This window comes from Vibrio panuliri (assembly GCF_009938205.1).
Taxonomy (GTDB): Bacteria; Pseudomonadota; Gammaproteobacteria; order Enterobacterales; family Vibrionaceae; genus Vibrio; species Vibrio panuliri.
The window spans coordinates 276,483-297,860 of record NZ_AP019655.1 but is presented as its reverse complement, the minus strand read 5'-3'; the positions used below and the strand labels follow the sequence as shown (position 1 = coordinate 297,860).

Here is a 21,378-nt window from a genome sequence, read left to right as displayed (position 1 = left end):
CTCTGCGTAACAAACTGGGTGGCTGTTCACTGATAAATACCGCCAAAATCACAAGGCAAAATACGTGAAGTAACGCACATTTTTATGCCATCCAAAATCACTTGTGAATGAAAAAGGTTGTCTTTGCAGCGAGTTGCCAAATAAAAAACGCAAACACCTTTCCGGTATTTGCGTTCAAATCAGTACCTAGTTAATACACTTAAAAGCGACGATCAATTTCCACTGCGGCTTATTGCCTCTTTACCGTTATAAATCAATCGTGTTGACCATGGAATTGGGTTTCTTAATGCAAAATGCGCCATACAGCCGTTTTCTGCTTCATTCATCAGGTCTTTGATCTTCTCTTCTGGCTCAGGACTTTCAATGATCACATGGGTTTCGACTATATCGCAGCCACCATCGGTCATATAGCCATGGTCACGCATATGCCCAAGGTTAGTGCGAAATACTATACGTTGCTCAAGTTTCAACGAGTCCACTTTAATTTTACGTGCGTTAAGAATATCGGTTAAATGAGTCATTAAGCAAAAACCAATCCCAGCAGAGAAAAATGCCAATGGTGGCGGCGCTGTATCGTTACCCACCGGTGGCTGCTCATCACAGTAAAGTTTTACTGGACTAAAACCCGGAATATTCACAGAAACCACACCGGTTTTCTTTTGCATGTCGCCAGCTTCAGCAGTTAAATTCACCTCGAAACGATAAGGTTCTGGATGACGAGCCTTCGCAAACTTTGATGGTTCATATTGAGTTGGTTGTGGTTGCTCTGCGTTCAATTCACCCACGTGGAAAAACTTTTCTGTTGCCATAGATTATTCCTTGTTTTTATTAGTAAAGCTGAACTGATTTTATGCGAAAAGATGTGAATTTAGTCGTCAAAGTCGCCTACAAATCGATGTAATATGGCGGAATAGTTCATGGTTAGACATTATTTTGAAGGATTACGTCATGCTAACAAAACAAGACAAAAAGATACTTTCTCACTTACAAGAAAACGGTCGAAAGTCGATTGTTGAGTTAGCGAAAGCAACGGATATGTCTGAGTCGACGTGCTTACGACGAACCAAACAATTGGAAGAAAGTGGGATAATAAAAAAGTATGGCGCGTTATTAGATGCCGAAAAAGCAGGGTTTGGCGTGACCGCTTTTATTCAAGTCAGTATTGATCAGCGAAATGAGGCGGCGTTTGATGAATTTAAAACAGCCGCACTTGCTCATCCATTGATTCTCGAATGTTACTCACTCTCAGGTCCCTATGATCACCTGATGAAAGTGGTCGCACGCACCAACAAAGAGCTCTCGCAATTTATATTAAAGGAGCTGAGAGGCTTTCCGGAAGTTAGAGAGGCACAAACGCTATTTGTCCTTGATGAGGTAAAACACACCAGTGCTTTACCCATCAATATGCCCGACTAGCAGTTCTTTCTTATCTGCGTTTCACTGACGGGCGATTAAGCAATTTGTGCCAGATGCGCCCATCAATCGCTGATAAGCCCAGCGCAATTAATCCCATCCCAACGATGTGAATAGGCTCCAATGACTCTCCTAGAAAAACGACGCCAAGTAATATTGCTGAAACAGGCACAAGCAAGGTGACCAACAACACATTGGTCGCCCCTGCTAGTTGAAGAATCTTAAAATAGAGTGTGTAAGCAAATGCAGTTGAGAACACGGCTAAAGAAATCATTGCCAGCCAAGTATGCGTGCTCACATCAGCAAAGATCGCTGGGCTCTCTACCCAGAATGCGATAGGTAACAGCACCACACTTGATGCCGTCACTTGCCCTGCTGCTAACATGATCAAACTGATCTTCATCGCTTTAAAGCGTCGACCATGCACACTCGCAAATGCATAGCTGATACTAGCGCAGACAACCGCCAGCTCAGCTAACAACGGAGTGTCACCGCCTAGGGCCGGTAAACCTATCATGACGACAACACCAATAAAGCCAACCACTACCCCTAAAACCTTAAGCGGTGTCGCCTTCTCGTCAGGCAAAAGAGTACTGGCAACCACAACACCAAATATTGGAGTCGCAGCATTAATGATCGACGCCAACCCTGAAGCAATTTGTGTTTGTCCCCAGACGATAAGCAAAAACGGAATCACATTGTTAAGCAATCCCATACCAAGGAATGCCACCCAAATGCGGTAGTCCTTAGGCGGGCGATGCCCGGTTAACAAAGCGATAATCCATAGTGTGATAGCGGCTAAAGTCACTCGCAACGTCACAATAATCAGAGGCGGTAGTTCGCTTACTGCAATGCCGACAAAAAAGAATGAGCCCCCCCAAAGCATTGAAAGCAGAATAAGTAAGCCCCAAACTTTGGCGCTCATTTCTTGTGATATAGATGAAGGCATTAGCTGTTCCGTTACGAATAAATTCAATTAGTTATACTAACTTGCAGTCGCGGATCTTTCTAAGGCGAACGTCTCAGAAATATAAGCTTATACTAATGTTGCCCCTTTAAATGCACCAATTGGCGCAATATCATCGAGTTGACGTAAGGTCGCTGGGCTCAATTTAACCTCCAGTGCCTTTAAGTTCTCATCAATACGAGCCACTTTACGACTGCCCGGAATCGGGATGATATTCTCCCCTTGAGCGACCAGCCATGCTAAAGCCAGTTGAGCTGGCGTGATTCCATACTCAGCAGCGATCGCCTTGATCGCCTCTAAGCGTTGCAAGTTATCGGTAAAGTTCTCACCCTGCATTTTAGGGTTGTTGTTACGAAAATCATTTTCATCCAACTGTTGAACTTGCCCAGTAAGAAAGCCTGCACCTAGTGGGGACCAGCAAACCAAGGCTGCGCCGATCTGCTTAATTACTGGAATGATGTCGGTTTCAGCCTCGCGACGAAAGAGTGAGTACTCGTATTGAACAGCACTAATAGGATGAATCGCATTGGCACGGAGAATTTCATCTGCTGTCACATTAGAAAGACCGATGGCTTTCACTTTGCCTGCTTTTACAGCCTCAGCCATGGCTTCAATGGTTTCTTCTAGTGGAGTGTTAGGATCAAGATAGTGGGCATAAAGCAAGTCAATCGAGTCAACGCCTAGGCGCTCAAGGCTATTATCAATCGCGCGTGTTACATACTCTTTGGTTCCATTGATCGTCAGCGGAAATCCCCACCCCGTATCCAACTGGCTACCCGTCTGATCTTCTTCAAACACAATACCGAACTTAGTTGCGATAAAGGCAGGTTGGTCTGTGTGCGCTAACGCTTGCTTGATTAGGTCTTCGTTATGCCCAGCGCCATAAGCATCAGCGGTGTCGATCATCATGCCACTTTCAATCGCGTGCACCAAAGTTTGTACAGCCTGAGTGTCATCACTCGCGCCGTAGTAACCTTCAAGCCCCATCGCACCGTAACCAATCTGTTTCACTGCCTGAAATACTGAAGTTGTCATTGTTCGTTCCCCATCATCATCACGATTTGAATAAATCATCGCAGCAAGCTTTGAGTACTGTCTGCTTGCTCACTTAAATCAATCTATCAGTTGATTATAGGAGGCTTATTAAAAAGCGTTAGACTTAGAAAAATTAAAAGATTATTAGTTAAAAACTAACAATCTGCGCGAATAACTGGAGAATACAAAAAGCCTCAGCGTATCTTTGTTCGATACCGCTGAGGCATTAAATACTAGAATACTAGGTTAGTAAGTTGTCGAAAGACAACTTCAATCAGGTTTAGCGACTGTTCATCAAGCCAAATAGATCTTTAGGATTCGCCATTCGTGGCACAATTTCGATCTCTTGCCCGACGTTAAGTTCCGTCGCAAGGTCGAAAATGTAGCGCAATACAGAGAGGTCCTCCAATGCAAAACCTACCGAATCAAAGATAGTAATTTGCTCCGCACTATCACGACCTTGCGTTTTCCCTGCAATCACTTCCCACAGCGGATTAACTTTGTGCTCAGCTGGTAACTGTTGAATATCCCCTTCAACGCGTGTTTGCGGCTCGTGTTCAACAAAGATCTTACCTGCGCGCAATACATCAATATGCAGCTCGGTCTTTCCTGGGCAATCACCACCAACACCATTGATGTGCATCCCTTCTTCCACCATGTCTGGAGTAAGAATGGTCGCATAGGCCTTATCGGCCGTCACGGTCGTGATGATATCCGCCCCTTTTACGCATTCCTGAGCCGATTTCGCGGCGATCACGGTTAACTCTGGATAAGCTTGTAAGTGTGTTGCCAGCTTATCCATGGCTGCGCTATCAATGTCAAAAATACGTAGCTCTTTGATTCCCAATAACTTGTGAAAAGCAATTGATTGAAATTCACTTTGCGCTCCACAACCAATCAGGCCCATAACTTGCGAGTCTTTGCGCGCCAGCGCTTGCGCTGCCATAACCGAAGTCACAGCGGTACGCAGCCCAGTTGAAATCGTCATTTCACACAACAGACGAGGATACCCCGTCGCAACATCGGCAAGTGCACCAAATGCCATGACGGTGGAGAGTCCATACTTCGGGTTCGACGGGTGACCGTTAACAAACTTAAAGCCATAATTTTGCTGGTCTGCCACTGGCATTAGCTCAATCACACCCACTTCACTGTGGGCAGCCGTACGGGCAGATTTGTCAAACTCCTCCCAACGAGAAAAGTCTTGTTTCATATACGCTAGCAGTCCACCCATAAAGTTTTCACAACCTTGAGTTTTCACTAGTTTGGATAATGCATCTACATCTAAAAATAGGGTCATTGTCAGCCTCAAAAGCTTATTGTTTTTTATCGTGTTCAGCACCATTTTAAAGGCAAGTAGAGCCAACAAAAAGACAGACTAATGCACAAAAGTTTAAGTCTAATTAGCAAAAAGACAGATAAAAGTGTCATTATGCACATCATCAAAACCCAAAGAGTACAATCATGACCAATTTAGATGAAATCGACCGCCAACTTTTGGCGCTACTCAGAAAGAACGCTCGTATGTCGGTGGTGAATCTCGCGACTAAGTTGAAGGTCTCTCGTGCGACGGTGCAAAATCGCATCAACAAACTAGAACGAGAAGAGGTTATCCTTGGTTATACCGTCAAGCTCAAGCATGAAGCAGAAGTGGAGGCCAACACGGTAAAAATTATTATGAGTATTTCCGTAGAAGCCAAAGACGAAGCCAATGTACTCAAAGCGTTAGAAGCATTCCATGAAGTCATTTCGGTTTATCATACCAATGGACATTGGGACTTAATTGCCGAGGTGCAAGCAGAAAACTTATCGGTACTGGGGGGATTGTTAGTGCGTATTCGCTCGATTAAAGGGATAGTACAAACCGAAACTAACTTGCTGTTAGACCAGATTTTTTAGCGGTTACCCCCCCTTAATAAAGCAGTATCATGCCTTGGTACCCCCCAATTTCAATTTGATTGACATAGTTGCCAATATTCCCTTGGCCATCAACGGGTCTCATTGGTTGCTCTAAGGTGATCCTAATCGGCTCTGCCGAGTAATAGTCTTGATTGCGACCAAAGAAATCGGTGCGGTATAACACTCGTCCATTGGTGAACTCTCGCGCTAAAACCATCTCTTGCGGCCCACCCTGCACCACTTGTTGCTCAGATTGATAAAGAAAATAAACGTATGTCGGCAATACTTCGACCATCCCATTCGGCAGATCAGCATGAAACACTGCATTCGAAGTTGAGTCGCCAACAATGGTGTAATCTGCCGGAGCGGGAGTTTGTGTCGACAACATCAATGGAATCGGTTGAAAACCATCCGGTATTGCATTTGCGGGTTCGCCCAAGTCAATGGCTTGCAATGCTGTTGGCTGATAAGCGATATTTTTTGCGACATCACTTTGCCAAAAGTTATCGGCAGTTGTTTTTCCACTCCCGTAAATAAAACCGTTGTTCCACTGATTAAAGTAGCTCCGCTGAGGGTGATGATGCAGATAGTAAGCGGCTAATGTAGAGTACTGATCCTGTTGCCAGTTCGCTGCCGTATTCCCTAAATACTGCACGCGACCATAACGCGTGGTCGCTTGAAAAATCACTCGTCTTTCTTGTGCCGCTAAAGCTGAGTTGTCCCAAAATTTAGCAATGCCTGCATAGCCACTAAATCCTGTTGATGGGAAAAGGTAATGCTCCCTTAAATAAAGAGAGCCCGCCTCAATCAGATGAGATTGACCATTACGTCCATATAAATTGGCTGTGCCTATGTTTAGCCCAATGAGTGCTCCACTTTGACGCTCAGCAAGGCCGTTAAGAAAACCTGAAAATTGCTGCTTATAGAGTGCGTCCGCCTCTTCACTATCGACCACTAAGCCAAGTTCGGTGACTAAACCACCGGAATACACGGTAAATTGATTCGCGCCAATGAGCTTATTGGTGTCGTCATTATAAGCACCATTAAGCCCCTGCTCTGCCCAATCAGTATGGTAAGCGCTATGCATTGCATCTAGAAACTGAGGATGCGCAATGTTCGTCACGGCCCAAGAAGAGGCTTGATTCCACATACGCCCAAACGGTATCACTCTTGATTCCCAACGAAAACGCGCCGTCGCATTCTTATGGTTACGGTTTTTGAACTCTGTCCATGACAAATAGTTATCTTGGTTTAAGTCAGCCGTTGCATCAAAACCGCGGATCTTTCGCCAAGCATGAACTTCTCGACCACTCGGCGTATGGGTGGGGGCATCATCCAACTTAACCACTGAAAAGGTGTTTTTCAGTTTTACTTCCTTGAGTCGAGGGCGCGTATCTTCTTCATCACCTTGCCAGCGAATACGCACGACATACAAGCGCCCGCCATCTCGAACAAAAGTCGAACCAAAATATTGCCCACCACCGTAAGTCGCACCGGAGCCGTCATGAGTAGTTGCACGTATCCAGTCACTTGGCATATGCCAAATCACATTTTGATTTTTGGTCATATTGAGGGTTTTGTCTTTCTTAATATCGAATTTAGACCACTCGATGACTTGCCCATGGCTATCAACTGCAGACGGGTACTCAATTGAAAATTCACCGCCTTGAGCAAACTGACTAAACTTCAACAAAAGTCGGTCAAACATTTCAGAGTGGTAGACGTAGAGTGCACCACCGTTGTGATGATTTTCGAACACATCAGCGTCCCAAGGAGGAGACTGATAAAGCCAAAAACCCGCATGGTCACTATTGGCGGTATAGCCAACAATCATCGGTTTTCGATTTAATAGTGTGTTTTCACCATGGCTTGGATCGACTTCAGCGATAATGGTATCTTCGGCGAAATGCAAAAAGAAATCTTCGTAGTCAACATCATGCTCCTCGGCATAGTGGCGAAGTTGATTTTCAATATGCCCGCTGTTTAACTCCAGTTTCTGGTTGTACATATAGCCAACCGCCTGAGTACGCTCGTTATCACTGCGACTCGGGTAGGCGCCAAACACCAGTTCACTGTGTTCTATCTCCCACTCAATAACATCTTGAGCAGAAAGCGTACGCCCTTGCAAATCTAGACTCGGCTCATGAAGCCCCGGAAGCACCAGTGCTGACCCCGCCACCGCAGTCAATGTAGGAAGCATAACGCAAATACCACTGGCTAATAATGCTAACCGCTTGTTTTTCATTATTCTCAACTCAACACCAAACGAACAGTGGTCAAACCGATTCTCAAAATGAGAAGCAAAACCAGACTCAAAACACGAATGTAAGTATTGGTCAAAGAGCTCACCACATCAAGAAATGTGATTTTTATCACACAAAATATTCATGTTATGGCGGTTAACCTTGTGACAAAATCTCATGCAGCTGGATCGCCGGACTGCCCCTTTAACTCAAACCACGATATACTCTGCTGGCACTTATCAGTTAAAGGCTACTTATGAGCGATTCAACTCCTGTCACCGTTCCGCGCGATCCTATGGAACGCTTTAATCTCTTCTTCAAAAATACCGCTGAGTCCAAAAAGATTTGGTTGTTGATTGATGAGCATGGCAGCGTACTACTCAACACTGACGATGAAGAGTGTGTACCTGTTTGGCCAACAGAAGAACATGCCTTGCAATGGGCAACTGAAGAATGGGAAGGCTTTACAGCAGAGCCGATTTCAATTGCAAAATGGAAAAGCCGCTGGACACGTGGCCTTGAAGAAGACGATTTGTCTATCGTTGTCTTTCCTGATGCCGAAGGTGAAGGTGTGGTGCTCTACCCAGATGAATTTGAGTTTGAAGTCGTAAAACGCGAGCGTCGTTAAGTCGCACTTCATCATCCCCCTATTCAGGCGGCGCTTGCGTCGCCTTTTTCGTCTCAATAGCGCTTATCCGGCACATTGCCTTTCGCTTTTGCATTATTGCCAGCTTTGCTAGAATGCTCGCCTTTCGCAGCGAGTTAAGCTGCTTTTACTTGAGATTTACCATGATAAGCAACCTAGCAATAATCGGACTAATCAACCCTAAAAGCCCAGAAAATGTGGGTGCGGTAATGAGAGCGGTAGGTTGTTATCAAGCAAATGAAGTGCTGTATACCGGCACTCGCTATGACCGCGCGGCTAAGTTCTCCACCGACACCAAAAGCGTCAGCCAACACACTCCGCTCAAAGGCGTTAGCTCTATCCTAAACTCGGTTCCTGAAGATGTCAGCATCGTATGTGTTGAACTGGCACTTGGCGCGACACCGTTACCCCAATTTGAACACCCTAAGAGAGCGGTATATATCTTTGGCCCTGAAGATGGGTCGATTCCGCAAGAGATTGCCGACAAAGCGGATCATGTGGTTTATGTGCCAACGGTAGGATGCATGAATCTCGCCGCTTCAGTTAACGTGCTGCTGTATGATCGATTGGCAAAATCAGATGCGATTGTAACGGGCGATGAGCTTATTCGTTCTAGCCGAGATAATCGTAATAAGCTGCGCGTGAAATCCCCAGCGATGGAATAACCTTGTGCCGCTTTAAAATAAAAAAATGGGTACCAACGTTACCGTGAGTACCCATCTTAACCAATTAACCTTAATTCGGTTAAAAGTTAGCCCGTAAAGGCTGGCAACATACCTAACATAGCTAGAATGTGGAAGACTGCCGTTAGCACACCAAACACAATCACAGCAATAATCATGGCATTCCCGCCTGGCGCCATAAAGCCTTCATTGCCGTCCTTGCGTGAGCGTGATTTGTAAGCCAGCAATGCTGGGATGATACATGCCCATACTGTTGCCGCTGCACCTGCGTAACCAATCGCAATAACAAAGCCGAATGGGAACAACAAAGACATGATTAGAGGTGGTAAGAACGTCACCGCCCAAGACTTGGTACGACCTTGCTTAGTATCATCAAACTTAAACAAGTCAGCGATAAAGTCGAATACACCTAAGCCTACACCGATAAATGATGACAGTATCGCAGCTATAGAGAAGCTGTTGATCGCATTAGCCACTTTATCTGATGCAACCACAGAACCCAGTGCCGACAACAATACGTCTACGTTACCGCCTTGCTCAATAACAGGACCAAACTTCTCGCGTGGAAGGTTACCGTAGATTGACAACATCCATAGCAAGTAAAGAGAAAGCGCGATAACAGTTCCGCCTAAGATTGCGTATTTAGCGCGGCGTTCTTCACCATAGTATGCACGCATTGATGACACCGAGTGGTGGTAACCGAACGAGGTAAGCGCTACTGGCAGCATTGCCATCGCATAAGGTGCATAGCTGCTTTGCTTGTTAGCAGTATCGAATAGGATTCCAAGGTCAATATTTACCGCTAGCCCTGAAACACCAAACACGAAGCTTAAAACCATGAAAGCGATAAGAACAACGGAGATGCGGTCTACAGCTCGCGTTGAGTGCCAAACAAATGTAGAGAAAATAAGTACGAACAGAATAGAAGTGATTTTGCTGCTAATTCCCAGCATCCCTTCCAAGATAAGACCTGATGATGTGATGTAAGCGTAAAGTAAGATACCGCCCACAAAGTACACCGCCAAGTTGTTAATGTTATTGATATTTGAACCAAGCATATCCTTGGTTACAGTGTTAAAAGAAACTTTTAGATCATAGTGTTTAAATGCTTCTAGAAGCATCCAACCCGAAATGGTCATTATCGCCATTGTTAGCGTAATCGCAATTACTGACCATGTAGTCCACGCGCCAGCACCTGCACTTGGGAGCCCTAACATGCCCGCGCCTACACACACACTGGCGATAATACATGAGCCACCGAAGAGGGAGGGAGTACCTTTCATAGATATGTCTCTTTGTTATATTTTCACGTTATTGGATAAGACTGTTTCTTAAGCTAAATATGTTGTTGTGTTTGGTGCTTAAGATAAAGCGTGCCCCTTGCGGGGCACGCAAATCACATTAAGCTTCTGCTAGTTCTTTATTAGCAGTTGCCGCTTCTGGCTCAACTTCTTTTAGACGAGCAGTAAAGTGACGAAGTACTGCAGGCTCGTAAGTGAAGTCCAAACCTTTCACCTTATGCGCATTCTCTTTCACTTTTTGGAATGCTTCGATAACGAAGTCCATGTGTGTTTGAGTGTATGTTGCACGAGGAATAGTCAGACGAAGTAGCTCAGCTGGACATGGGTGCTGTTTACCTGTTGCTGGATCGCGACCTAGTAGCATCGAACCGATTTCTACTGCACGGATACCCGCAACTTTGTATAGCTCACAAGCAAGTGCATGTGCTGGGAACTGGTGTGCTGGGATATGAGGTAGAAGTTTACCTGCATCAACGAATGCAGCGTGACCACCAGCTTGTTGACAAACCACACCGATCGCTTCCAAACCATTTACTAAGTATTCGATTTGGTTGATACGGTAAGCAAGCCACTCTTGACGCATACCATCACGTAGACCTACAGCCAAACGCTCCATCGCGCCGCCTTCTAGACCACCGTAAGTTGGGAAGCCTTCTTGAACCACACAAAGAGTACGACACTCAGTGTATACATCCATGAATGATTCATCTTTGAAACAAAGTAGACCACCCATTTGCACCATTGCGTCTTTCTTCGCTGACATTGCTAGGCCATCCGCGTACTTGTATGTTTCGCGAGTGATCTCTTCAATTGACCAGCCTTTGTACGCTTCTTCACGTTGTTGTACGAAGTATGCATTTTCAGCAAAACGAGCCGAGTCCATGATGACTGGGATACCGTGTTTCTGTGCCAACTCGTAAACTGCTTTTAGGTTAGCAATTGAAACTGGCTGACCACCTGCAGAGTTACAAGTAATTGTACTTACGATGTAAGGGACGTTGTTAGGACCCGCTTCTAGGATAGCCGCTTCTAATTTTTCTAAGTCAAAGTTACCTTTAAAGTCAGCAGTTACACCAGTATCGAAAGCTTCATCTGTATAGACGTTTTTCGCTACACAGCAGTTAACTTGTGTGTGACCTTGAGTGGTATCAAAGAAGTAGTTTGATAGTGCAACCATCTTAGTGCGATCAAGACCGCGCTCTTTTTCTGCTTTTTTAATTAGAACTGGGATGTAAATCTGTTCTGCGCCACGACCTTGGTGAGTAGGAATAGTTAGCTCGTAACCAAAGATATCTTTTACTGCTTCAGACAGTGCGTAGTAGCTGCGGCTACCACTGTAAGCTTCATCACCACGTAGCATTGCTGCTTGCATATCTTGAGTGATAGAACCTGTACCACTGTCTGTTAGCAAATCAATAAACACATCTTCACTGTCTAGTAGGAATGGGTTCATACCAGCTTTTAGGATAGCTTCTTCACGGTACTCACGAGTAGTACGTTTTACTGGCTCAACAACGCGAATACGGAATGGTTCTGGTAGGTGTTTAAAGTTTTCCATGATAATACCTTTTATTTCAAATCGTGCTTTAAGGCACTTTATTATTTAAATATGATAACTCTCGGCTTAATATATTTATTTAAGGCGTAGAGGTTTATACCAAATTAATAAAATATAACTTGGCGATAAATTTAATTGGATTAGATATAACAACTAAAACAAAAGCTAATATAAAGCCGAATGCAACCAATTGGAGTAAATTGCACTTAGAATACGATTAGATTGTGATTAGTTGTTGCATCAGGCAAGCTACAGCCTGACGAGGCAAGGGCTGCCTTAGAAGCAATCAGAAGAAGGTAAGATAGATAGAGTGTGGTCGCGTGTGTACCAAGCTAACGATGTTAGCCATATTTCGTATTGCATATTGAGGCACATTTTCATCTTATGTTCCTTCGTTGAAAGCAATTGGTTAGTTGACGATTGCAGTATTATACAACCTGAAAAAATAATATACTCAATTAAACTCCAAATGTGATCTGCATAAAAATTAGCTCTAATTTAGAATTAAAGATGTCGTAAGTATCACAGTTAGACCTATTTTAGTGATATTGCGCACTTTTATTAAATACCACTAGAGAAACTAACGCTAATTCATTTGGTTATTCTCACCAGGATAGAATATTCCTTAAGTTATAACGTCAATTAGCCTCAGTTTGGTAAAAAAGGTGATATTCGTAAAAAGTAGAATCCCATTAGTACAATCATTTGATAGCAATAACTTATTGTGAGCTATCTATCTTTTTGCACTATCTAGAATAAACCTATAATTATTTATTATGTTTTGCGGTGCTGTAAGATTCTCCATTTATAAACCTTGATGCTTACACACGCTCCCCCACCCCATCACTCCGGCACATCTGCTCTACTGATTGGCGACACCGACGATTACCATGACTGGTCGCTGCTTTAACCGATAGTAAACCGAACACATATCTTTGCTATTAATAACTTTGACAGCTATCAAAGTTTTAATTCCCACCAATTTCTTTTTTTAAATCATTTAATTAAAACGTTATGGTTAAGAAAAAAGTATTTTGTTTGTCGTTATTTATCGTAGTCAGTATTTTCTGACATTAACCCTTTAAAAAACCGTCTTCCCTATCAGAAGGGAGAGTCTCATCACGAGAACGGGCTGTGATTTATTACTCAATACGGATGTAGAAACTAATGACTAAATCGATACCCAAATGGGTCACAACACTTTCGCTCAAAACACTTCTTCTGCTCCCTCTTACTATCACTCTTGTGTTATTTGCCAGCGTTCTCGTGTTGATGTACTTCAGCTTAGACCACGTGCAAACCCAATCGAATATCGTCACCGAGCAAGTCAAACGCTCTGAAGCAGCGAATAAACTCGACCATGGCTGGGCAAATGTGCGGATACTGACACGTGACATGTTAAGTGGCGACGTAAACAACATCTCCACACCAATGAAGAACATCGAAGCTGAAATCCAAAACATCAACACCATGATTAATGATGCGTTTCTAAAAAGCCCCTTGACCACTGAGGAAGAACGAATTGCGTTGGGACAGATTTCAGAATCAATGAGTGCTTACTTAGCGTTATTGAAGCAATCTACAACGATTTACCAACAGCTGTATGATCGCTGGTGGCTTGAAAACCCTCAGCTTTGGAAACCTTTGTTTTACATGGTGACTCAAGTCGATGACTACGCAGCAAACAATGCCGATCTTGATGCCTATACGTGGACTGTCGAAGGTCAAAAACTGGTCAATAACTTAGACTATTTCTACTCACGCCTCTCTCAACTCATCTCAATGCGCCAGTTGGTTGAAGTGGATTTAATCAAACTGTTTCACGACAATGTAGAAAATACACTGACGCAGTTTGAGTATGTCCCAGCAGTGGGTGACTTTAAGGCGTTTACCTTTGATGAATTCTCCAAAACAATGGAGCTTGCGACTACAGAGCTGGCAAAAGATGAGATGCTCAAACGCAATCGACAAGAATACGCTACCGCGGTGCGACAAGAGATTGAAAATGTCGTCAATATTAACCTCAAGCAACGTGACCTTGCCACTCAAGCGAGTTATGACGCAATAGAGCAATTGCGCATGATTCAAATCGCCGCTTGGTTCCTTGCTGCGTTGGTTGCGACTTTGATGACCCTCTACCTCGCTCATCATATCTTGAACATTTTCCAACGACTGTCTGGCTCACTGACCGCAATGTCCAACAAAGATTTCTCTCAACCTCTCGAGATTGATGGTCGCAATGAACTTGCTCAACTGGCACAGGATGTGAAGTCGTCGCTCGCGACCATCACGCAGGTTATCCAGAGCGTTCGTGATCAGAGTAATGAAGTCTCTTCATCATCAACCCAATTGGCGGCAGTCATGACAGAAGCGTCAGCAAATGCAGAAGAGCAAAGCGGCCAAGTCGATTTAATCGCCACCGCAGTCACTGAAATGTCCACTTCATCGGGAGTGGTCGCTCGCACCGCAAGACATACTGAAACGAAAGCATCATCAGCATTGGAGGCTTGCGTTGACGGACAGGGCATCGTAGAACAAAACAAGCAAAACGCAGAAATCTTAACCTCAGAATTGGACGAGACAGCAAAAGTAGTCGACGAGTTAAAGCAACGTTGTCATAGCATTGGTGAAATGGTGAGCGTGATTAATAGCATTTCGGAACAAACCAATCTTCTAGCGCTAAACGCAGCCATTGAAGCAGCGCGAGCAGGAGAATATGGGCGTGGATTTGCTGTAGTTGCCGATGAGGTAAGAGCGCTTGCAGGTAAAACTCAACAGTCTACCGGGCGAATTCAAAGTATTGTTGCAGAGCTACAGGCTAATTCAGATTTAGCCCAAGGTCGGGTGGAGAGTTGTTTAACACGTGTTGTCGCCGTTCATCAGTCATCGCAAGGTGCGGTTGATAGACTGTCGTCGATTCAAAAATCCGTTTCTGATATCAATAATAGCGCTGCAGAAATGTCAGTCGCAGCAGAACAACAGGCGCAAGCGGCAGAAGAAATAAGCAGTTCCTTAAATGGTATCAAAGAGGTGATTGAGCAGAACGTCGCTGGGATAGATCAATCTAGCCAAGCCTCAAACTTCTTATCTGAACTCTCAGAAAACCAAAGCAAACTCTTACGCGAGTTCAAACTGAGCAACTGATAACAGTAAAAAGGGTCTGATAGACCCTTTTCTTTTGCTCAATCAACTAAAAGTAATACTGGGTAAACAGTGACAGCGCACTTGCACTGGCAAAACTGTCTGATTGATAGCTATAGTTCAGCCCCACTCCCAACTCAGGCATCAATCGATACTCGATGCCTGCTGCGGCAATAACACCTAAGTCGCTGCTGGTTCGAGACTGACTAAAACGAGCATTTTGCCCCGTAAATTCATATTGGGCGTAGCTAACACCCGCTTTAAACTTGATGTTCCAATCACGATCATTCGTCAAAGAGATTGAGTAAACTGGCGCGAGATAAAACCGATCACTGTCTAAGGTAGCGTGCGTTCGAGTCTTGTCTGTCCCAGTATACTGATTTTGCTGATAACCCAACTCAAGAGCCCAAGTTTTATCAAACTGATAACCCGAGTAAAAGCCGAGAAATAGATCATTTGAATCGGGACTGATCACCGAACCATCACTGACCATTTTCATGTCATGATGAGGGATTGCATACCCCATCTCGATACCAACATAAGGCGCTGCAACCACTGGCAAAGAGCACGCCAGCAAAGGGAATAGACAATTTTTATACATATGATTAAACCAAAAACGGAACGGCAGTATTCTATTTATGGGCTTGAGCTAAGTTAACTATTTTGTCGTGCCGATCCTGTCAGATATTTCTGACGGACGACCTAATCGCATCACTAAGTATTGAGCAATGTTCTAAAGCTAACGGTTCATTTGGTGTTGATTTAATATATGAACCAAATTATATTATGAGCCAATACATCATATGAACCATCAAATCATGTTGAGGTACTATAATGACGCACTATCTCTACACTCGTTTTTCACCCAACAACCAAGCTTATCAGCAGCATCTGACCATGATGCTCGCCGACCTGCCTGAAGCAACGCATGTCGAAGATAAAGTACGAGGATTTGTCCCTCCGTTGGAAAGACCTGCATTTAGTCAACTGTTTGAGCAATTGCAATCGGGTGATACTGTCGTCATTTGGTGGCTCACGGCCTTTGGCAAAGACTTTAGCCAAGTCAATCAAACGGTAAAGCAACTCTTGGACAAAGGCGTCCACTTGCAGCTGATGTGTGAACCCTTACGTTTTTCACCGGATAGCCCACAAACTGACACCTTACTCAGCCTGCTTATCGGTTATGAAAAAGTGCAGACGATGCATCGCTTATTTGCTGCAGAACAAGGTCGTAAGGCACTCAAAGGCAACCCTGATGCTTGGCAGCAAAAGTTTCGCGGACGACCAGCCGATCGCGCAAAGCATAAGCAAATTGCGACGCTACTTCTTGAAGGTTACACCTTACAAAAGGTGGCGGAACAATGTGATGTGAGCCTTTCAACGGTCAAGCGTGTCAAAGCGAAACTAAAACAAATCGATGATGAAGGTGGCTTACGTCGCCGTGGTCGTTGCCACCAGCGTGGCGGTGATGAATCGTGAATAAAGCCTTTGAGTTTAAAACTATTTTACTTGCATGCCTGATCATCAGTGTTGGCCAATTGAGCATGGGGTTAGTCTTTCCCTCACTGCCTTGGATAGCCAAAGATTTCTCGATTTCACTCGACCAAGCACAACTGTTAGTCAGTATTTACTTACTCGGCTTTGGTCCATCGCAGTTCTTATACGGCCCGATTTCTGATGCCTTAGGCCGCAAAGTGGTATTACTGAGCGGGTTACTTATTGCCATGAGCGGACTTGTGATGATCATCTGCTTAAGCGACTCTTTTACAGGTATGATCGCTGGGCGCTTCTTACAAGGCTTAGGGACTGGGTGCTGCGCAGTGTTAGCGCGCGCTTCAACGCGAGACCGCTTTAATGGCCCAGACTTACCACTGGCAATGTCTTACATTGCAATGGCGGCCTCCATTACCCCACTATTTGCCCCAGTTATTGGTGGGTTTATTAACTTCCACTTTGGTTGGAGCATGGTCTTTATCTCATTGCTTTGCTACGTTTCATTGGCATGGACAATTATCGCTTTGCGCTTTAAAGAAACCATTGCTCAGCGCTCCAAAGTCCCTTCGCCTAAAAAAATGCTCGTGCAGTACCGTGAACTGGTTACTTCCCGTTACTTTATGAGTTTTGCCAGCATAGGTTGGCTTAACTTTGCCCTGATGATCACTACCGTCTCTGTGATGCCTTTTATTATGCAAAACCAAATCGGCATGACATCTGATGAATACGCAATGTGGGCAGTGATCCCTGCACTCGGCATGTTGGCGGGTACCAGCATATGTAATCGCATCAGGCCAATTATAGGCAGTAAAAAGATGCTACTCTGGACGCCCGTGCTTCATCTTAGCGCTGCAGTTTGGTTGTTTTTTTGTCCCTTAGAGCCTCTGTATCTGATGCTCGGCCAGTTAATGATGATATTGGGTAACGGTATCGCCATGCCGACTGCTCAAGCGATGGTGATGTTACCTTACAAAAAACACGCCGGTGCCGCCGCAGCGATGTCTGGTGGGGGGCAAATGGTCGTATCCTCGGTGGTCAGTATGCTGTTGATGCAGTTGGGGTTAAGCCAAGCTTGGCACCTTTCAATCGTCATCACGGTTTTCACTGCAATTACTTTCGCCAACATCATTCGAGGGTTCAGTTGCCCAGAACCTCAGGAAGCTTAAATAGAACTAAAGGCAAATCAGTTAGTTAAGTTTTAAAAGTGAATACTAGATCGCAATCACAGACTTCTCTGTTGATTTTGAAACATCCTTACGGATTTGCAATCATCAGTTGTTAACTCTAGGACACCGCTATGATTTCAGTTTCACTTGTTGACGACCATATTATGGTTCGCTCTGGTTTCGCCCAACTTCTCTCTTGTGAGCCCGATATTGAAGTGCACAGCGAGTTTGATAACGCCCGTGACGCCTACAGAGTGCTGTCAGTGTCCAATATTGACGTCGCTGTTATCGATATCTCGATGCCTGATGAAAGTGGATTAGTGCTACTAGAGAAACTCCGCCGTAAGCAACCGGAGTTAAAAGCCATCATGCTCAGTATTTATGATTCCGCCTCATTTGTGAGTAAAGCAATTGAGGTTGGCGCGTATGGCTATCTATCGAAGAAATGTGGCCCTCAAGAACTGGTGACCGCAATTCGCAAAGTCGCATCGGGTGATCGCTACCTTTGCACTGATGCGTTGGTGAATCTGAGCAACGCCTCCTCTTCACCTTCTGCGTTAAAAGAGTTAACCAAACGCGAGCGCGAGGTTTTTGATCATCTTATCCAAGGTCTCGATGTTAAAGAAGTGGGCAACAAACTTTCAATCAGCCATAAAACTATCCACGTACATCGCGCGAATATCTTAAGCAAGCTCAATCTTTCCAATAACGTCGATTTGATTCGTTTTGCCCTGCAACACAAACTGCTCAGTGATGAAACCGTATGAGTGAACTTGCTCGGCGAAAACACCTGCCAAAACTCATTTTAACCCACGGTTTTAGCTACACATTTGCCATAGTGGGTTACGTTATATGTTGGTTTTGCTTATGGAACGTCAGCCTCTATTTAGCTCCTGACGTACTGCTTGCGGGGCTATTGCTACCAACGGGTTTTAAACTCGCACTGTATACGCTCACCACGCGAAAGTTGTGGCCTTGGTTTACCATCGCGGAAATATTACTCGCATGGAGTCTAATTGAGTTAACCAACCAGCCAACCTACTGTTACTTGCTGATGATGTTTGCAGGTTTTAATCACGCTTTTGCGTTGGTATTTCAACAAATTTGGCGACCTCTGCAAATCTACTGGCAGCGTTTACTCGCTTTGTCTGGTCTTGCTATTGCCTACTCTCTTGCTTGTGGCTTTGCTTTACTGCTACTGACAAAGCCGTTTGCTCTTGGCGCGTTATACGCTTTACAAGGTGGCGTTGCGACGTTAACTGGTGGTCTATTACTCACTCCGTTTTTCTATCTGGTGTATGACTATCTGTTAAGACAAGTCTGGCAACCTCTTACGCCGACACTGATTCATCAAGAGGTGACTCTACGTGCCTCAGCGCTTATTTGGTGCTTGCTGTTCTTTGCTATCGGCTTAATCACTGAACTAACTCTGCTCGACCAAATGAAGCCGTTAGCCCTGCTAATCTTTTTGTTGCCCAACATTTTTATGGCGTACCGCTATGGTTGGCAGGGGGGCGTTCTTGCCAGTGTCATGAACAGTATTTTGCTGGCAGCGGCTCGTCAGGTGACCGGCTCTTTTGAAACCGATTTGGAACTACAGACGTTTATCTCAACTCAAGCCTTGATAGGCCTTGGACTCGGCATTGCCATCAGCCGCCAGTACTTCCTTGCGCAAAAGTTACATCAGGCCAATTTAACCTTGGAGAGAGAGTTAGCAAACAAACAGCAACTGGCTCGACAACTGGTCCATGTCGAAGAAGAAGTGCGTAAGTCCTTAGCTCGTGAACTGCACGATGAGATTGGGCAAAATATTACTGCGATTCAAATTCAATCTATGCTGAGCAAACGCTTAGCCAAAGATGAGCAGCAGATCGCGATTGCCAATACCACCAACGAACTGGCATTGCGTATCCATAGCTCGACCAAGCAACTACTTAAGCAACTTCGTCCCCATGCGCTGGACGAATTTGGTTTAGAGAGTGCGATTCGTCAATTAGTGACCGAAATGAAATTTGCAGAACGGGATATTGATTTCAGACTGAACTTCGGTATTTTCGCCGATCGACTCGACGACATCACAGCCGTCACACTCTACCGCGTGGTGCAAGAGCTGTTGAACAATACCTGCAAACACTCGCAAGCAACTCAAGTTCAGCTCTCTTTAGTTCCTGGCGATCGTTTCAGCCTTGAACTGCGGGACAACGGGGTGGGTTTACCCGAAAACTGGCGACACAAAGGCCAAGGGCTACGTGGAATCGAAGAGCGCGTTAGTGCGCTTGGCGGCACCATGAGTATTACCTCTAACTCATTGGGTAGCCGAATATTTGTTAACTTACCCACAAAAAACAAAACATCTCTGACAAACTAGGAAAATTTCCTAGTGATATATAAAACCGTCCAATTCATTGCCCTTATGGGTTGGTTACCATTCTTTCATGCCAAGGAGAAGAGTGAGTGTTAACTGCGAGCTTAACCCCCAAACAGATTGATGAGACATACCGTTACTGGCGACTTCACCTGATGATGGTGATGTATTTAGGCTACGGCGTATTCTACTTTACTCGCAAAAGCCTGAACTTTGCGATGCCAAGTATGATCAGTGATTTAGGTTTAGAAACATCCGATATTGGGATTTTGGGCACGCTGTTTTACATCACGTATGGGATGTCAAAATTTCTCTCTGGCATGGTCAGTGACCAAACCAAGCCTGCTTACTTTATGGGGCTTGGTCTGATCATTACCGGCATTATCAATATTGCTTTTGGTTTGAGTTCGTCCCTATTCGCGTTTGCTTTGCTTTGGACACTAAACGCATTTTTCCAAGGTTGGGGATGGCCACCCTGTGCCAAGTTGCTCACCAGTTGGTATTCACGCTCTGAACGCGGTTTTTGGTGGTCGATTTGGAACACCTGCCACAACTTAAGTGGCGCACTTATACCAATAGGCATCGGTTTTGCCGCGGTCACTTGGGGTTGGCGTTTTGGTTTTATCCTCCCCGGTTGCTTGGCCATTTTGGTGGGCATCGTGCTCTGCTTTCGCTTACGAGACAGACCAACCACGATGGGCTTACCAAGCGTAGGTGACTGGCGCAAAGACCAATTAGAACAAGCACATGAGGCGGAAGGTCTTGGGTTGCCCTTCTGGCAGGTAGTCAAAACTTATGTGTTAGGCAATAAATACATTTGGTTGCTTTGTAGCTCATATTTGTTGGTTTACGTGGTGCGCATTGCCATCAACGATTGGGGCAATCTTTATCTTACCCAACGCCACGAATACCAACTGTTTAGCGCTAATGCCGCTGTTGCCATGTTTGAAGTGGGCGGATTTCTAGGATCGCTGTTTGGCGGCTGGGGATCGGACAAGTTTTTCCACGGCAACCGCGCACCGATGATTTTACTGTTTGCTTTGGGGATTTTCGTTTCAGTGGCCGCACTATGGCTCACCCCATTAGATAATTTCATCATTTTATCAGGCTGTTTTTTCGCGATTGGCTTCTTCGTGTTTGGCCCGCAAATGATGATTGGTATGGCAGCCGCTGAATGTTCGCACAAAGATGCCGCGGGCACCGCGACTGGCTTTGTTGGATTGTTCGCCTATATCGGCGCTGCACTTGCGGGCTACCCACTCGCACTTGTAATAGACCAGTTTAACTGGGAAGGATTTTTCTCGATTATCACGCTCTCAGCAGCATTAATCGGGTTGTTGATTCTTCCTTTTGTTAAAGCTCAACAACGGGCAGGGATAGCAATAACCTAACTTAACAAGTTCCCTCTCGTTGTTTTTATACCGCAAGGACTTACCAACCCTACAGTTGGATACAACAAGAGGAAAT

General features: G+C 44.9%; 18 protein-coding genes. 10 read left to right on the top strand and 8 right to left on the bottom strand.

Annotation, left to right across the window (positions count from 1 at the left end):
- Window positions 1–212: 212 nt before the first annotated feature.
- On the bottom strand, window positions 213–809 hold the full coding sequence (locus GZK95_RS16210; protein WP_075716343.1) for an OsmC family protein: 597 nt from the start codon (window positions 807–809) through the stop codon (window positions 213–215).
- A gap of 139 nt (window positions 810–948) precedes the next feature.
- Here GZK95_RS16210 and GZK95_RS16205 point away from each other — a divergent pair, with 139 nt between their 5' ends.
- On the top strand, window positions 949–1,416 hold the full coding sequence (locus GZK95_RS16205) for an Lrp/AsnC family transcriptional regulator (protein ID WP_075716344.1): 468 nt from the start codon (window positions 949–951) through the stop codon (window positions 1,414–1,416).
- A gap of 10 nt (window positions 1,417–1,426) precedes the next feature.
- Here the strand turns inward: GZK95_RS16205 and GZK95_RS16200 are convergent, their stop codons facing one another.
- The 3 genes from GZK95_RS16200 to GZK95_RS16190 all read right to left on the bottom strand — a co-directional run bounded on the left by GZK95_RS16200 (window position 1,427) and on the right by GZK95_RS16190 (window position 4,715).
- The gene (locus GZK95_RS16200) at window positions 1,427–2,362 is read right to left on the bottom strand and encodes a DMT family transporter (RefSeq protein WP_075716345.1); all 936 of its coding nucleotides are present in this window, start codon (window positions 2,360–2,362) and stop codon (window positions 1,427–1,429) included.
- 87 nt (window positions 2,363–2,449) lie between these two features.
- Window positions 2,450–3,415, bottom strand: coding sequence for an aldo/keto reductase (locus GZK95_RS16195; protein WP_075716352.1), 966 nt, complete (start codon window positions 3,413–3,415; stop codon window positions 2,450–2,452).
- Window positions 3,416–3,695: 280 nt separating this feature from the next.
- Window positions 3,696–4,715 (bottom strand): ornithine cyclodeaminase, encoded by a 1,020-nt coding sequence (locus tag GZK95_RS16190; RefSeq protein WP_151148838.1) that lies wholly within the window; start codon window positions 4,713–4,715, stop codon window positions 3,696–3,698.
- Between the two features lie 164 nt (window positions 4,716–4,879).
- On the opposite strand from GZK95_RS16190, the gene GZK95_RS16185 reads away from it, so the two are divergent.
- Window positions 4,880–5,314 (top strand): Lrp/AsnC family transcriptional regulator, encoded by a 435-nt coding sequence (locus tag GZK95_RS16185; protein WP_075706006.1) that lies wholly within the window; start codon window positions 4,880–4,882, stop codon window positions 5,312–5,314.
- 13 nt (window positions 5,315–5,327) lie between these two features.
- Here GZK95_RS16185 and GZK95_RS16180 read toward each other — a convergent pair whose 3' ends face one another.
- Window positions 5,328–7,559: a hypothetical protein gene (locus GZK95_RS16180; protein ID WP_075716347.1), complete on the bottom strand. Its 2,232-nt coding sequence runs from the start codon at window positions 7,557–7,559 to the stop codon at window positions 5,328–5,330.
- A gap of 254 nt (window positions 7,560–7,813) precedes the next feature.
- Between GZK95_RS16180 and GZK95_RS16175 the strand changes: the two genes are divergently transcribed.
- Window positions 7,814–8,185: a DUF2750 domain-containing protein gene (locus GZK95_RS16175; protein WP_075716349.1), complete on the top strand. Its 372-nt coding sequence runs from the start codon at window positions 7,814–7,816 to the stop codon at window positions 8,183–8,185.
- A gap of 161 nt (window positions 8,186–8,346) precedes the next feature.
- The gene (locus tag GZK95_RS16170; RefSeq protein ID WP_075716350.1) at window positions 8,347–8,868 is read left to right on the top strand and encodes an RNA methyltransferase; all 522 of its coding nucleotides are present in this window, start codon (window positions 8,347–8,349) and stop codon (window positions 8,866–8,868) included.
- Window positions 8,869–8,954: 86 nt separating this feature from the next.
- Here GZK95_RS16170 and GZK95_RS16165 read toward each other — a convergent pair whose 3' ends face one another.
- Window positions 8,955–10,169 carry an aromatic amino acid transporter gene (locus GZK95_RS16165; RefSeq protein WP_075716351.1) on the bottom strand — a complete coding sequence of 405 codons (1,215 nt, stop codon included), beginning with the start codon at window positions 10,167–10,169 and terminating at the stop codon, window positions 8,955–8,957.
- Window positions 10,170–10,287: 118 nt separating this feature from the next.
- Entirely contained in the window at window positions 10,288–11,745 is a 1,458-nt protein-coding gene (tnaA, locus tag GZK95_RS16160) for a tryptophanase (RefSeq protein ID WP_075706001.1), read from the bottom strand.
- A 1,167-nt stretch (window positions 11,746–12,912) separates the two neighbouring features.
- On the opposite strand from tnaA, the gene GZK95_RS16155 reads away from it, so the two are divergent.
- Entirely contained in the window at window positions 12,913–14,889 is a 1,977-nt protein-coding gene (locus tag GZK95_RS16155) for a methyl-accepting chemotaxis protein (RefSeq protein ID WP_075716534.1), read from the top strand.
- Between the two features lie 46 nt (window positions 14,890–14,935).
- Here the strand turns inward: GZK95_RS16155 and GZK95_RS16150 are convergent, their stop codons facing one another.
- Window positions 14,936–15,487, bottom strand: coding sequence for an AcfA family outer membrane beta-barrel protein (locus tag GZK95_RS16150; RefSeq protein WP_075716535.1), 552 nt, complete (start codon window positions 15,485–15,487; stop codon window positions 14,936–14,938).
- A 233-nt stretch (window positions 15,488–15,720) separates the two neighbouring features.
- Here GZK95_RS16150 and GZK95_RS16145 point away from each other — a divergent pair, with 233 nt between their 5' ends.
- The 5 genes from GZK95_RS16145 to uhpC all read left to right on the top strand — a co-directional run bounded on the left by GZK95_RS16145 (window position 15,721) and on the right by uhpC (window position 21,302).
- Window positions 15,721–16,365 (top strand): recombinase family protein, encoded by a 645-nt coding sequence (locus GZK95_RS16145; protein WP_075716536.1) that lies wholly within the window; start codon window positions 15,721–15,723, stop codon window positions 16,363–16,365.
- Window positions 16,362–17,546: a multidrug effflux MFS transporter gene (locus GZK95_RS16140; RefSeq protein WP_075716537.1), complete on the top strand. Its 1,185-nt coding sequence runs from the start codon at window positions 16,362–16,364 to the stop codon at window positions 17,544–17,546. The genes GZK95_RS16145 and GZK95_RS16140 overlap by 4 nt, the downstream gene beginning before the upstream one ends.
- Before the next feature lie 131 nt (window positions 17,547–17,677).
- Window positions 17,678–18,313 (top strand): response regulator, encoded by a 636-nt coding sequence (locus GZK95_RS16135; RefSeq protein ID WP_075705996.1) that lies wholly within the window; start codon window positions 17,678–17,680, stop codon window positions 18,311–18,313.
- Entirely contained in the window at window positions 18,310–19,914 is a 1,605-nt protein-coding gene (locus GZK95_RS16130; protein ID WP_075705995.1) for an MASE1 domain-containing sensor histidine kinase, read from the top strand. The genes GZK95_RS16135 and GZK95_RS16130 overlap by 4 nt, the downstream gene beginning before the upstream one ends.
- A gap of 86 nt (window positions 19,915–20,000) precedes the next feature.
- On the top strand, window positions 20,001–21,302 hold the full coding sequence (gene uhpC, locus GZK95_RS16125) for an MFS transporter family glucose-6-phosphate receptor UhpC (RefSeq protein WP_075705994.1): 1,302 nt from the start codon (window positions 20,001–20,003) through the stop codon (window positions 21,300–21,302).
- Window positions 21,303–21,378: the final 76 nt, after the last annotated feature.

Bases quoted from the DNA above. Each gene is read 5' to 3' on its own strand.
- GZK95_RS16155 (WP_075716534.1), top strand. From the start codon at position 12,913: ATGACTAAATCGATACCCAAATGGGTCACAACACTTTCGCTCAAAACA.
- GZK95_RS16170 (WP_075716350.1), top strand. From the start codon at position 8,347: ATGATAAGCAACCTAGCAATAATCGGACTAATCAACCCTAAAAGCCCA.
- GZK95_RS16180 (WP_075716347.1), bottom strand. From the start codon at position 7,559: ATGAAAAACAAGCGGTTAGCATTATTAGCCAGTGGTATTTGCGTTATG.
- GZK95_RS16165 (WP_075716351.1), bottom strand. From the start codon at position 10,169: ATGAAAGGTACTCCCTCCCTCTTCGGTGGCTCATGTATTATCGCCAGT.
- GZK95_RS16175 (WP_075716349.1), top strand. From the start codon at position 7,814: ATGAGCGATTCAACTCCTGTCACCGTTCCGCGCGATCCTATGGAACGC.
- GZK95_RS16185 (WP_075706006.1), top strand. From the start codon at position 4,880: ATGACCAATTTAGATGAAATCGACCGCCAACTTTTGGCGCTACTCAGA.
- tnaA (WP_075706001.1), bottom strand. From the start codon at position 11,745: ATGGAAAACTTTAAACACCTACCAGAACCATTCCGTATTCGCGTTGTT.
- GZK95_RS16145 (WP_075716536.1), top strand. From the start codon at position 15,721: ATGACGCACTATCTCTACACTCGTTTTTCACCCAACAACCAAGCTTAT.
- GZK95_RS16195 (WP_075716352.1), bottom strand. From the start codon at position 3,415: ATGACAACTTCAGTATTTCAGGCAGTGAAACAGATTGGTTACGGTGCG.
- GZK95_RS16150 (WP_075716535.1), bottom strand. From the start codon at position 15,487: ATGTATAAAAATTGTCTATTCCCTTTGCTGGCGTGCTCTTTGCCAGTG.
- GZK95_RS16190 (WP_151148838.1), bottom strand. From the start codon at position 4,715: ATGACCCTATTTTTAGATGTAGATGCATTATCCAAACTAGTGAAAACT.
- GZK95_RS16205 (WP_075716344.1), top strand. From the start codon at position 949: ATGCTAACAAAACAAGACAAAAAGATACTTTCTCACTTACAAGAAAAC.
- GZK95_RS16130 (WP_075705995.1), top strand. From the start codon at position 18,310: ATGAGTGAACTTGCTCGGCGAAAACACCTGCCAAAACTCATTTTAACC.
- GZK95_RS16210 (WP_075716343.1), bottom strand. From the start codon at position 809: ATGGCAACAGAAAAGTTTTTCCACGTGGGTGAATTGAACGCAGAGCAA.
- GZK95_RS16135 (WP_075705996.1), top strand. From the start codon at position 17,678: ATGATTTCAGTTTCACTTGTTGACGACCATATTATGGTTCGCTCTGGT.
- GZK95_RS16200 (WP_075716345.1), bottom strand. From the start codon at position 2,362: ATGCCTTCATCTATATCACAAGAAATGAGCGCCAAAGTTTGGGGCTTA.